Genomic DNA, 12,194 nt, shown 5'->3' with positions numbered 1-12,194 from the left:
CACGACACCCGGGGCACCCCACGTGAGCCGATAATCACGTGGGGTGCTGTCCGCGGTCCGTGAGACCCTTGATGTCAAGTGTCCGCCGATCGAAAGCCTTGTAGTGACCGCTACCGACCGTTCCCTCGAGCTCGTCAACACCGCCGCCCAGGCAGCCGCCGACAAGCTCGCGCACGACATCATCGCCTACGACGTCAGCGACGTCCTGTCGATCACGGACGCCTTCCTGCTGGCCTCCGCGCCCAACGACCGCCAGGTCAAGTCGATCGTCGACGAGATCGAGGAGCGGCTCCAGAAGGAGCTCGGCGTCAAGCCGGTGCGCCGCGAGGGCGACCGTGAGGCCCGCTGGGTGCTGCTCGACTACGTCGACATCGTCGTCCACGTCCAACACAGCGAGGAGCGCGTCTTCTACGCTCTGGAGCGGCTGTGGAAGGACTGCCCCGAGCTGGAGCTGCCCGAGGACGCCAAGGCCACCCGCGGCAAGGCCGCGGAGCACGCGAAGCACCAGGCCGCCGAGGAGGCGGCCGAGCTGGGCGGTGATTGGCGATGAGTGCCACCGGTGAGGTGGCCGCGGGCAGGCCCGGCAAGGGCCGCCGCGTCATCCTGTGGCGGCACGGCCAGACCTCCTGGAACGTGGAGCGCCGCTTCCAGGGCTCCACGGACGTCCCCCTCACCGAGGCCGGCATCTCCCAGGCCCGCCGCGCCGCCCGGCTGCTCGCGGGCCTCAAGCCCGACGCGATCATCGCCTCCGACCTCCAGCGCGCCGCGCACACCGCCGCCGAGCTGGCCACGCTCACCGGCCTCGAGGTGATGCACGACGAGGCCCTGCGGGAGACCTACGCGGGCGTCTGGCAGGGACTGACGCACGACGAGATCATCGCCCGGTACGGCGAGGAGTACGCGGCGTGGAAGCGCGGTGAGCCGGTGCGCCGCGGCGGCGGCGAGCTGGAGACCGAGGTCGCCGACCGCGCCGCGCCCGTGGTGCTCCGGCACGCCGAGAAGCTCCCGGAGGACGGCACGCTCGTCGTGGTCAGCCACGGCGGCACGATCCGTACGACCATCGGCCGCCTCCTCGGCCTGGAGCCCAGGCACTGGGAGAGCCTCGGCGGCCTCACCAACTGCTGCTGGTCCGTCCTGGGTGAGGGCGCCCGCGGCTGGCGTCTGCTGGAGCACAACGCCGGCACCCTGCCGGAGCCGGTGCTCGGCGACGACGACTGACGCCGAGGGCGACTGACGCGGGTGGTCCCGGCCGCGACGGGCCCGGGAGCCGGATTTCACTTTCCGGCAGGTCGCAGGCTAAAGTTCTTCTTGTTCGCCCCGCCGAGCGGGGCGAAAGACCACTGCGGTTCGTCCGCGTGGCACAAGGGGCTATAGCTCAGTTGGTAGAGCGCCTGCATGGCATGCAGGAGGTCAGGAGTTCAATTCTCCTTAGCTCCACAGTGAGACAACAAGATCCCGCCGATCGCTTCGATCGGCGGGATCTTCTGGTATCCGAACTGTTCGGGTCCGGCTTGAGTCACTTGGGCCTCGCAGGCGTATACCTCTCAAGAGGCGCTTTGGGGTGCGTGTTCGCACGCTTCGTCGGGCCACGGGGGCTGCCGTGTCCGGACTGGTACTGAGGCGTCGCTGACCGTATTGGTCCGGCCGTGGCAGAATCAAACGGCCGGAAGGGGGCGCGGCCCGACGGGAGGGAGTTGCGATGCCTGCGAGCATCTTCGGAGAGGCCGGTGGCTTCTCCGGAGCAGCGTTGGCACGGGATACGATCACCCGCCTCAGCTGCCCTTCCTGCGGCTCCGTCCACGTCGCCCAGCTCCTTGGGGACAACGGCGGAATTTCCTACGTGTGCACGGCCTGCGGCCACAGCTGGAGCTGATCGATGGGTGCACACAGGCGAAAGTGCGACTGGTGCGGCAGCGGAACGCCGATCGTCCGTGACATGGAACCGGTGAACCCCGACTACCAGTACTGGTGCGAGGAATGCGCGCGGGCGCTGATCATAAAAGGCGACCCGATCGAGACCTACCGTGAACTCGAGGGCGAACCGATCTACGGCCGCCTCCTCGAAGAGCACTGCACGCTCAAGCGCTTCTATTCCTTCGTCACGGCTTGACCGGCCGTCACGGCCGGACCGCGGCCGGGGCCCCTGAGCGTCCTGAGGGCGACCCCGGCGATCGCGAGGAAGAGACACCCGAACGTCCCGTATTGGGAAGACATCATCAACTCGATGCCGTTTTGGCGCAGTTCGTGCCGCCCCGGGCCGTGTGGCACCCACCACAACGCATACGACGAGAAGACCAGCAGCGTGCCGAGGGTGGCGAGCCGGTACGCGTGCGTGCCCAGGAGCAGCACCACCGGCACGCACCACACCCAGTGGTGCGACCAGGACACCGGACTGACGAGCAGTGCCGTCACCCCGCACGCGGTCACCGCCCAGGCCCGCCCACCGCGCAACTCCGCCGCCACCGCCACGCCGAGCCCTGTCGCGCCCACCACGGCCGCCGTGAGCACCCAGGCGGCCCCAGGGTCCGGAGTGTGCAGCAGACGCGCGAGATCGCCGCGCAGGGCCTGATTCGCCGTGTCCTCGGCGTGCCCCACGCGCCCGGTCGCGAAGACGACGCGGGTCCAGAAACGCCAGGAGTCGTACGGCAGTACAGCCGCGGCCAGCAGGGTCGCCCCGGCGAACGAGGCGGCCGCCACACGCGCGTGCCGCAGCCAGGGGCCGCCGCAGCCGTGCCGGCGCCGGGCCACGACACCGGTGGCGAGCAGGAACACCGCGAACAGAGCCGGTGTCAGCTTCACGGCCGCCGCGAGCCCGAGCCCGACGCCGGTCCAGCGGCTCTCCGGCCGGCGTGACAGATCCCACAGGACCAGGACGGCGAGCAGCAGGTTGATCTGCCCGTACCGCAGCGTCGTCCACACCGGCTCGCACCACACGGCCACCGCCGCGACCCACCAGACACTCTCCACGCGCGCGTGCCCGACCAGACGCAGGGACAGCCGTACGAACACCACGAGCAGTGCGAGGTTCCCGGCCGTGGCCAGGGTGCGCAGCGTCCCCGTGTCGAGGAGTGTCAGCGGGGTGAACAGCAGGGCCGCGAACGGCGGGTAGGTGGCGGGCAGTCGGGCGGCCGTCGCCCGCAGCGCATACAGGTCGCCTCCCGCGTGTACGGTCGCCCCCTGGGCCCGGTACACCAGCAGGTCGATCATCGAGACGTGCGCGGCCCGCTGGGCCACCCAGAACGCGGCGAAGGAGACCAGGCAGACGCCCACGGCGACCGGCGTTCGGCGGCGGAATGCCCAGGGTGTGATCGCGGTCACGAAGTACGACATTAGTGGCCGTACTGGGCTGGGTCGGAAACGATTTGGTGCTGCGCGAGGTCGACCGGTAATGTTGGCGTCGCCGCCGGGGAAACGGGCGCCGCAGTCAAGATGCGGCTCTGCCGGGTGGCCGCAAGGGGCTATAGCTCAGTTGGTAGAGCGCCTGCATGGCATGCAGGAGGTCAGGAGTTCAATTCTCCTTAGCTCCACAGCAGATCCCGCCGGATCGGTTCGATCCGGCGGGATCTTTTTTGTGTGCTCCGGGCTGTGCGAACGAGGGGCCGTCCGGTGTGGACGGCCCCTCTACGCGTGCGTGCCCTGCGTCAGCGGCCCAGCGCCCGCCTCCCGCGGCCCTGGGAGAGGACCGGCAGGTTGCGGGACGACTCCTGCGCGCGGGTGTCCTCCTCCAGGCGCAGGGCGAGGGCCGGGCAACGGCGCACCGCGCGCAGGGCCTTGGCCTCGGCGTAGCGAGGCACCCTCGCCTGGGCAACGGTGGGGAAGCCGTCGGCGCCCAGTTGGAAGACCTCGGGGAGGATGTCCGCGCACAGGCCGTGGCCGCGGCACAGCGTCCAGTCGACGTAGATCTTCTGGCGGCTGGGGCCGTTCTCCTCGGACTCGGCTCCGCCCGGAATGCCCGACGGAGCCCGGCCGCCCTCGAAGAGCGGCAGAACGCCCTCCACGGGTCGTCCGCAGCCGTTGCCGAGGACATGCGCCGCGAGGTCGTCGGTGAACGCCTTGATGGTCGACTCCAGGAACATTGCGGAGCCGTCGGGGTGCGAGCACGCGCCGCGCCGCTTCACGTTCTTGGCGACCTGCTTGAGCGCCTCCAGGGCGGCCGGACCACCGCCGTTGAGGATGTCCTCCAGGCCGCGTGCGGCGGCCGGCAGACCGAGGTAGCAGGGGCCGCACTGGCCCGCGCTCTCCTCGGCCAGCCATTGCGCCACGCGCAGCGACTCGCCCAGCGGGCAGGTCTCCTGAGTGATCGGCAGGATCGCGCCGGCGCCGAGTGCGCCGCCCACCGCGTCCAGGGAGTTGCGCGAGACGATCGTCTCGTTGACCGTCGCCGCGTCGATCCATTTGCCGTGGTAGCCGCCGGTCAGCACGCCCTGCGGGACGGGCGGGGCGCCGGCGAGCTGGAGGACGTAGCGCAGCGGCACGCCTGTGGGGACCTCGATGACCATCGGGCGGGCGACCGCGCCGGAGACCGTGAGCATGACGGTGCCCGGCTCGTCGTACAGGCCGGTGTTGCCGTAGCGCTCCGGGCCGATGCGGGCGGCGATGGCCAGCTGCGCGAACGTCTCGGCGTTGGACAGCAGGGTGGGGGCGCCGCCGACACCGTTCTGTGAGGCGCTGACTTTGCGGCCGGCCGGGATCGCCGGGCCGCCGTCGATGGAGCGGATCACGGAGGCGGCGGCGCCGGTGACCATGCGCACGGGGTTGCGCTGGACGAACGCGCGTAGCGCGGACCGACGGCTGTTGCTCAGTCCGCGTTCGGCGAGCGCCGCCTCCATGGAGCGCTGGGTGGACTCCCGGGTGACCGCGATCACGAGCGTGCGGGCACCCAGGGCCTCGGCGCACAGCAGCGCCCCGTCCAGGATGAGATGGGGGGCACGGTTGATCATCACCGTGTCCTTGCGGCAGGCCGGTTCGTCCTCACTGCCGTTGACCACGACGACCGGCCGTACCCCGCGCTTGATCGCGGACTCGGCGACCGCGCGCAGCTTCTTGTGGAAGGGGAAGCCCGCGCCGCCGCGGCCCTTCAGGTTGATGTTCTCGGCGAGCTTCGCTAGTTGCTCGCCGCCCATCGGTTCGAGCGGCCCGTGCACCTTCAGGTGCATGGGCAGATCAAGTCTTTCGACAAGGTCGAAGCCCGACGTGAGCTGCGGAAGACCGACTACGCGGACTTCTGGTACGTCGGGCAGGGCCTCGTTCACTTAAAGCCTCCGGAAGGCGTGTTCCAAGGTTCGCCCGAACCCGGTGCGTCGAAGTCGTAGGAGGCACCGGGGAAAGTTTCAGTGGCGGGACCGCTGTTGTTGTACGTGTCGTTCTGGTTGTACGTACCGAAGGCGGCGTTTGTCTCAGCGGTGTCGTACACATCACTCGAACCGTAGCCCGACGCCCCGGAGTCGTAGCCGGGGGTGCCCGAATTGCCGTAGACGGGGATGTTGTATCCGGTGTCGTTGAGCGGGTCGTAGGCCGACGGGGGCGCCTCGCCGACCGGCGGTGGGGACGGGATCGGCCAGCTGCCCGAGGTGCTGCCGCCGCCGTCGACGAGCGGGATCGCCTCCGTCGGCTGCATGTCCAGGGGCAGGTCCATGCGTGAGGTCTGGTCGGGCGCATAGGGCTGCTGTTGCCCCCGGGAGCGGGGCGAGACGGCGCGGTAGGCGGCGGCGAAACCGCCCGTGGTCTCCGCGGCCGAGGGGGGCTGGGAGGGCATGCCGGGCAGGGAGCCGGAGCGTTCGTCGCGCGCCCGTCGCGACGGGCGCTGGTTGTCGTAGCCCGGCCGCGAGGAGCCGGACGCGGCCCTGGCGCGGCTCTCCTCCAGGTTCTCGCGGCCCGCGGGGTCGTTGCCGATGATCTGGGCGAGCCGGTCGGCGACCTTGCGCTTGAAGGGACGCGGTGCAGCGCGCAGGGCCAGTGCCCCGGCGACGGCGACCACGCACAGCTCGTAACACACCATGAAGAACGTCGCCGCCGGGCGGCCGGCGAACAGTCCGTGGATCAGGGACGCGCACCACGCCGGGTAGGCCAGCATGTGCATCATCCGCCAGCGCGCCGCGACGGGCGCCGGGGACGCGAAGCGGTTGCGCAGCGCGCCGGTGACGGCCACGAAGATCATGAGGAGGGCGGCCAGGGAACCCAGGCCGACCAGGAAGGCGCTGCCCGGGATCTCGGTGCCGCCGGCGAACGTGAGGCTGAAGGGGATCAGCGCGGCGAGCAGGGTGGCGTGGCCGAGGGCCAGCTTGACGCCGATGTGCACCAGGAGGAACGCGATCGAGGCCACGGCGGTCACCCGGTGGATGCCCTGAGCGATGATCCGCTGCCGGGTGTTGAGGATCATCCGGTCCTGAGCGATGAGTCCCCAGATCACCGAGCAGGTGAGGCAGACGAGCGACAGGACGCCGGCTCCGAAGTTGAGGAATTCCAGGAACGCGTCGTCCATCACGCTGTCGTTCGGATCCGTCGTCACGACATACCTCCCGATATCGCGATGAGGGGTATGGACGACCGAGAGGCACCGACCGACGCCCCCCGAGCCGGGAGAGCCGGCCTGGGGGGCGAGGTGCTGTGAGGGCGAGGGTTCATGGGGGCGACTCCGAACGGTTCGGGAAAGCGGTCCCGCTGCCGCACTCTAAGCGGCTCCATACCGGGGGGTACGGGGTTTGAGTTATTGCGCTGTTATCTACGGGCTGAGAGAGGCTTGTGTTGTCCCTTAGCGACTGTTACGCCAGGTAACAGTTGAGCATTGTTCAACTTCTCGAGGTCTTCACAACTCTCAGGTACGGAACCCGGGGCGCCGATGTTCATGCGCGCGCCCTATGAGAAGCCCTTCGCGCCCCCGCCGGAAGTCCGTCGCGACCCGCTCGGGCGCTGCGGTACCCTGACGCCATGCGTGCCGTACGCCTTCTGCTTAGCGGGCCGCGCTGATCAGTCCCGACCACCGGGCGAATCGGATGGTCGGAATCGGCGCGGCGTCCCCTCCTGTGCGAGGGGATTTTTCGTTTCCGGAGAACCGCAGCCGCTTGCAGAGACGATCGATGGAGCTTTGAGGATCATGAGCGAGACGAACCCCGCTGCCACCGCCGAGGTGGCCGCGCCGCACCGCTACACGGCCGCCATGGCGGCCGAGATCGAGGCACGCTGGCAGGACTTCTGGGACGTCGAGGGCACGTACGCGGCGCCGAACCCCAAGGGTGACCTGGCGGGCGACCCCGAGCTGGTCGCCAAGCCCAAGAAGTTCATCATGGACATGTTCCCCTACCCCTCCGGAGCGGGCCTGCACGTCGGTCACCCGCTGGGCTACATCGCCACCGACGTCTTCGCACGCTTCCAGCGCATGACCGGCCACAACGTCCTGCACACCCTGGGCTTCGACGCCTTCGGCCTGCCCGCCGAGCAGTACGCCGTGCAGACCGGCACGCACCCGCGTGTGTCCACCGAGGCCAACATCAAGAACATGCAGAGCCAGCTGCGCCGGCTGGGTCTGGGCCACGACAAGCGCCGGTCGTTCGCCACGATCGACCCGGACTACTACAAGTGGACCCAGTGGATCTTCCTGCAGATCTTCAACTCCTGGTACGACGACGAGGCGAAGAAGGCCCGTCCGATCTCCGAGCTGATCGCCCTGTTCGAGTCGGGCGAGCGTGCCGTACCGGGCGCTGACGGCGGCACGCGCGTGTGGAGCGAGCTGAGCGTCGCCGAGCGCGCGGACGTCCTGGGCGAGTACCGCCTGGCCTACGCCTCCGACGCGCCGGTCAACTGGTGCCCCGGCCTGGGCACCGTGCTGGCCAACGAGGAGGTCACCGCCGACGGTCGCTCCGAGCGCGGCAACTTCCCAGTCTTCAAGGCCAAGCTGCGCCAGTGGAACATGCGGATCACCGCCTACGCCGACCGGCTGCTGGACGACCTGGACGAGCTGGACTGGCCCGAGGCCATCAAGCTGCAGCAGCGCAACTGGATCGGCCGCTCCGAAGGCGCCCGCGTCGACTTCCCCGTGGACGGCGAGCGCATCACGGTCTTCACCACGCGCCCCGACACCCTGTTCGGCGCGAGCTACATGGTGCTGGCGCCCGAGCACCCGCTGGTCGAGAAGTTCACCCCGGACGCCTGGCCCGAGGGCACCCACGACGTCTGGACCGGCGGCCACGCGACCCCGGCCGAGGCCGTCGCCGCCTACCGCGCGCAGGCCGCCTCCAAGTCCGACGTCGAGCGCCAGGCCGAGGCCAAGGACAAGACCGGCGTCTTCATCGGCTCGTACGCGACCAACCCGGTCAACGGCGAGCAGGTCCCCGTCTTCATCGCCGACTACGTCCTGATGGGCTACGGCACCGGCGCGATCATGGCCGTTCCGGCGGGTGACCAGCGCGACTTCGAGTTCGCGCGCGCCTTCGAGCTGCCGATCGTCTGCATCGTCGAGCCGACCGACGGGCGGGGCACGGACACCTCGACCTGGGAGGACGCCTTCGGGTCGTACGACGCGAAGATCATCAACTCCTCCAACGACGACGTCTCCCTGGAGGGCCTGGACGTCGCCGAGGCCAAGGCGCGCATCACCGAGTGGCTGGAGCGGTCCGGCGTCGGCGAGGGCACCGTCAACTTCCGGCTGCGTGACTGGCTGTTCAGCCGCCAGCGCTACTGGGGCGAGCCCTTCCCGATCGTCTACGACGAGGACGGCATCGCCCACGCGCTGCCCGAGTCGATGCTGCCGCTGGAGCTGCCCGAGGTCGAGGACTACTCGCCGCGCACCTTCGACCCGGACGACGCCGACACCCAGCCCGAGACGCCGCTGTCGCGCAACGAGGACTGGGTCAACGTCACGCTGGACCTGGGCGACGGTCCGAAGCGCTACCGGCGTGAGACCAACACCATGCCCAACTGGGCCGGTTCCTGCTGGTACGAGCTGCGCTACCTGGACCCGCACAACAGCGAGAAGCTGGTCGACCCCGAGATCGAGCAGTACTGGATGGGTCCGCGCGAGGGTCAGCCGCACGGCGGCGTCGACCTGTACGTCGGCGGCGCCGAGCACGCCGTGCTGCACCTGCTGTACGCGCGATTCTGGTCCAAGGTCCTGTTCGACCTGGGACACGTCTCCTCCGTGGAGCCGTTCCACAAGCTGTTCAACCAGGGCATGATCCAGGCCTACGTGTACCGCGACAGCCGCGGCATCGCGGTGCCGGCCGCCGAGGTGGAGGAGCGCGACGGCGCCTACTACTACCAGGGCGAGAAGGTCTCCCGGCTGCTGGGCAAGATGGGCAAGTCCCTGAAGAACGCGGTCACTCCGGACGAGATCTGTGCCGAGTACGGCGCCGACACGCTGCGTCTGTACGAGATGGCGATGGGCCCGCTGGACGTGTCCCGGCCTTGGGACACGCGCGCGGTGGTCGGCCAGTTCCGGCTGCTGCAGCGGCTGTGGCGCAACGTCGTCGACGAGACGACCGGTGCCGTGACGGTGGCGGACGCCGAGCCCGACGAGGACACGCTGCGTGCGCTGCACAAGGCGATCGACGGGGTGCGCGGGGACCTGGAGGGCATGCGGTTCAACACCGCCATTGCCAAGGTCACGGAGCTGAACAACCACCTGACGAAGACGGGCGGCGCGGTACCGCGCCCGGTGGCCGAGTCGCTGGTGCTGATGGCCGCGCCGCTGGCCCCGCACATCGCCGAGGAGCTGTGGCGCAAGCTGGGGCACACCGACTCGGTGGTGCACCGGGACTTCCCGGTCGCCGACCCGGCGTACGTCGTCGACGAGACCGTGACCTGCGTCGTGCAGATCAAGGGCAAGGTCAAGGCCCGCCTGGAGGTCTCGCCGGCGATCTCCGACGAGGAGCTGGAGAAGGTCGCGCTGTCCGACGGGAAGGTCGTGGCGGCGCTGGACGGGTCCGGGATCCGCAAGGTGATCGTGCGGGCGCCGAAGCTGGTGAATATCGTTCCGGCGTAGGCGTAGGCGTAGGCGTAGGCGCCCCGGCATTGGCGCGGTGATTCGGCGGTTCGGCCGGGTCTGATGTGGGCTCGGGGTGATCCCCTACGGGCAGGTTCGGGGTTCTTCTGGAACTCCGGGCCTGCCTGTTGCGTTTACCGTTGAAGAGTGACGCGGCGTGTGCCGCGACCGGTCGAGGAGGAGCTCGTGGAAGCAGTGATCGCAGTCGTCGCCCTGCTTTTCGTGCTCTTCGTCGTGCTCGGCGCGTACGCCACGGTGAAGGTGGTCGGGGCCGCCAAGCGCCGCGTGGACGAGACCATCACCCATGCCCGGCGTACGGTCGAGGACGGCACCCTGCGGGCCAAGTCCTTCGCCCAGCCGGGCGCGGTCGGCGAGCTCGCCCAGCTGCGGCTGAAGCTGCGCACCTCGATGCGGGCCACCCAGGACGCGCTGCACGCGGGCGTGACCGAGGACGAGTCTCTCCAGGAGTCCCTCGGCCTCTTCCAACGTCTCAGCGCACACGGGCACGAACTGGACGCCGAGATGCGGCGTCTGGAGTCCGAGCCGGACCGCGCGACCCTCGCCCAGCGGCTCCCTGACCTGCGCGAGCGCACTGAGCGCGTCGTCAAGTCGGCGGACGCGCTGCGCTGGGCCGCCCGCGACCGGGCCCGCCGCTTCGCCGCCGACGACCTGGACACCCTCAGCGCGCAGATCGACCTGGAGGCCGGCGCCCTGCGGCACTGGCAGACGACGGAGTCCTCTTCCTCGTCCTCTTCTCCTTCCTCCTCGTCGACGCCGCCGGAGCGTCCGTCGTCCACGCCGCCCCCGTGGCCGGAGGCCCCGGCCGCCGAGGCCGCCGCGACAGCCGAGCAGACCTGGCCGGACACACCTCAGTCGCAGCGGGCCGAGGAGCCGACCCGGCCCGCCATCAGCCCGGCAGCCCCGCGCCCGACGTACCCGTGGCAGAAGAAACCCCGTCCCGAGAGCACGACTTGAGCCCCGTTTCGCACGCGCTGATCGGTCAAGGCATTCCCAGGTGAGCGGGGTCGGACTGCCGCCCGGGCGCTACGCCAGGTAACCTCCAGCTCATGTCCCGCCATGTCGCGATCGTCACCGATTCAACGGCCTACCTGCCGCAGCGGACGATGGAGCGCCACGGCATCACAGCGGTGCCCCTGACCGTGGTCGTCGGCGGTCAGGCGTTGGACGAGGGCACCGAGATCTCGACCCGATCCCTCGCCCAGGCGTTGCAGAAGCGACGCCCGGTCACCACCTCGCGCCCGAGCCCCGAGGTGTTCGCGGAGCACTACCGCAAGGTCGCCGAGTCCGGCGCCACCGGCATCGTCTCCCTGCACCTGTCCGCCGAGCTCTCCGGCACCCACGACGCGGCGGTCCTCGCGGCGCGCGAGGCGCCGGTACCGGTGCGGGTGGTGGACACCGGGATGGTCGCCATGGCGCTGGGCTTCTGCGCCCTTGCGGCGGCCGAGGCGGCGGAGACGGGCGGCACGGTGGACGAGGCCGTCACTGCCGCGGAAAAGCGGGCCGGGGCCACGGCCGCCTACTTCTACGTCGACACCCTCGACTATCTGCGCCGTGGCGGCCGCATCGGTGCCGCACAGGCGCTGTTGGGCTCCGCGCTCGCAGTGAAGCCGCTGCTGCAGTTGGAGGGCGGCAGGATTGGCCCGCTGGAGAAGGTGCGGACGGCCTCCAAGGCGATTGCCCGCCTCGAGGAGATCGCGGCCGACCGGGCAGGCAGCGCGCAGGTCGACATCGCGGTCCACCATCTCGCCGCCCCCGACCGGGCGTCGGCGCTGGCGGATCGTTTGCGGGCGCGGGTGCCGGGGCTGGCCGATCTGCATGTGAGTGAGGTCGGGGCGGTAATCGGTGCGCACACGGGGCCTGGATTGTTGGGGGTTGTCGTTTCGCCGCGGTGACGGCCCTTCTGGTGAGTGAGCCACTCGTGTGGGTGGCGGAGTTATCCACAACTTGCTGGTAATCCCCTGGAATTGAGCAAGATCATCGCGAGTGTGCCGAGGTGTCCGATCCTCGTCGCATGGCACTTCGATCACGTACACGCACCACGACAGCAACCAGCGGCCCGGGTCGCGGCCCTGACTCCGACGTCCGTGCCCGCCGGCGGCGACAGTTGCATGCCCCGGGCCGGTCACGGCCGCGCCATGCGTCCGCGCGAGCGGCGGAGGAGCTGCGGCGCAGGGCGGAGGTGATTTTCGCTGAACGG

At 70.0% G+C, this 12,194-nt stretch carries 9 protein-coding genes and 2 tRNA genes; 8 read left to right on the top strand and 3 right to left on the bottom strand.

Features of this window, described 5'->3' with window-relative positions; genetic code table 11:
• Positions 1 to 103 precede the first annotated feature (103 nt).
• The 4 genes from rsfS (at position 104) to ACZ7M7_RS05030 (ending at position 2,110) form a co-directional block, all read left to right on the top strand.
• Entirely contained in the window at positions 104 to 550 is a 447-nt protein-coding gene (rsfS, locus tag ACZ7M7_RS05045) for a ribosome silencing factor (RefSeq protein WP_383611110.1), read from the top strand.
• On the top strand, positions 547 to 1,218 hold the full coding sequence (locus tag ACZ7M7_RS05040) for a histidine phosphatase family protein (RefSeq protein ID WP_383611107.1): 672 nt from the start codon (positions 547 to 549) through the stop codon (positions 1,216 to 1,218). The genes rsfS and ACZ7M7_RS05040 overlap by 4 nt, the downstream gene beginning before the upstream one ends.
• 146 nt (positions 1,219 to 1,364) lie before the next feature.
• Positions 1,365 to 1,437 (top strand) — tRNA-Ala (locus ACZ7M7_RS05035).
• Positions 1,438 to 1,876: 439 nt separating this feature from the next.
• Entirely contained in the window at positions 1,877 to 2,110 is a 234-nt protein-coding gene (locus ACZ7M7_RS05030; RefSeq protein ID WP_003976229.1) for a hypothetical protein, read from the top strand.
• Here the strand turns inward: ACZ7M7_RS05030 and ACZ7M7_RS05025 are convergent.
• A complete protein-coding gene (locus tag ACZ7M7_RS05025) occupies positions 2,089 to 3,330 on the bottom strand; it encodes a glycosyltransferase 87 family protein (RefSeq protein WP_472112865.1) in 1,242 nt (413 codons plus the stop codon). The genes ACZ7M7_RS05030 and ACZ7M7_RS05025 overlap by 22 nt on opposite strands.
• 124 nt (positions 3,331 to 3,454) lie before the next feature.
• On the opposite strand from ACZ7M7_RS05025, the gene ACZ7M7_RS05020 reads away from it, so the two are divergent.
• Positions 3,455 to 3,527 (top strand) — tRNA-Ala (locus tag ACZ7M7_RS05020).
• A gap of 114 nt (positions 3,528 to 3,641) precedes the next feature.
• Here ACZ7M7_RS05020 and ACZ7M7_RS05015 read toward each other — a convergent pair.
• Positions 3,642 to 5,252: an NADH-ubiquinone oxidoreductase-F iron-sulfur binding region domain-containing protein gene (locus tag ACZ7M7_RS05015; protein ID WP_383611102.1), complete on the bottom strand. Its 1,611-nt coding sequence runs from the start codon at positions 5,250 to 5,252 to the stop codon at positions 3,642 to 3,644.
• On the bottom strand, positions 5,249 to 6,481 hold the full coding sequence (locus ACZ7M7_RS05010; protein ID WP_472113937.1) for a cytochrome b/b6 domain-containing protein: 1,233 nt from the start codon (positions 6,479 to 6,481) through the stop codon (positions 5,249 to 5,251). Before ACZ7M7_RS05010 ends, ACZ7M7_RS05015 begins: the two co-directional genes overlap by 4 nt.
• Positions 6,482 to 7,093: 612 nt before the next feature.
• On the opposite strand from ACZ7M7_RS05010, the gene leuS reads away from it, so the two are divergent.
• The 3 genes from leuS to ACZ7M7_RS04995 all read left to right on the top strand — a co-directional run bounded on the left by leuS (position 7,094) and on the right by ACZ7M7_RS04995 (position 11,889).
• Complete coding sequence (gene leuS / locus ACZ7M7_RS05005) at positions 7,094 to 9,976, top strand: leucine--tRNA ligase (protein ID WP_472112862.1); 2,883 nt, start codon at positions 7,094 to 7,096, stop codon at positions 9,974 to 9,976.
• A 186-nt stretch (positions 9,977 to 10,162) separates the two neighbouring features.
• Complete coding sequence (locus ACZ7M7_RS05000) at positions 10,163 to 10,951, top strand: hypothetical protein (protein ID WP_383624670.1); 789 nt, start codon at positions 10,163 to 10,165, stop codon at positions 10,949 to 10,951.
• Positions 10,952 to 11,043: 92 nt separating this feature from the next.
• The gene (locus ACZ7M7_RS04995; RefSeq protein WP_383624667.1) at positions 11,044 to 11,889 is read left to right on the top strand and encodes a DegV family protein; all 846 of its coding nucleotides are present in this window, start codon (positions 11,044 to 11,046) and stop codon (positions 11,887 to 11,889) included.
• Positions 11,890 to 12,194: the final 305 nt, after the last annotated feature.

Source organism: Streptomyces sp. NPDC111606, from assembly GCF_055656945.1.
The sequence above is the reverse complement of the archived record's forward strand: the minus strand, read 5'-3'. Positions and strand labels throughout refer to the sequence as shown.

What these genes read in the sequence shown, in the direction of transcription:
- ACZ7M7_RS05040 (WP_383611107.1), top strand. Translation starts at nt 547, where the DNA reads ATGAGTGCCACCGGTGAGGTGGCCGCGGGCAGGCCCGGCAAGGGCCGC.
- ACZ7M7_RS05030 (WP_003976229.1), top strand. Translation starts at nt 1,877, where the DNA reads ATGGGTGCACACAGGCGAAAGTGCGACTGGTGCGGCAGCGGAACGCCG.
- ACZ7M7_RS05025 (WP_472112865.1), bottom strand. Translation starts at nt 3,330, where the DNA reads ATGTCGTACTTCGTGACCGCGATCACACCCTGGGCATTCCGCCGCCGA.
- ACZ7M7_RS05010 (WP_472113937.1), bottom strand. Translation starts at nt 6,481, where the DNA reads ATGGACGACGCGTTCCTGGAATTCCTCAACTTCGGAGCCGGCGTCCTG.
- leuS (WP_472112862.1), top strand. Translation starts at nt 7,094, where the DNA reads ATGAGCGAGACGAACCCCGCTGCCACCGCCGAGGTGGCCGCGCCGCAC.
- ACZ7M7_RS04995 (WP_383624667.1), top strand. Translation starts at nt 11,044, where the DNA reads ATGTCCCGCCATGTCGCGATCGTCACCGATTCAACGGCCTACCTGCCG.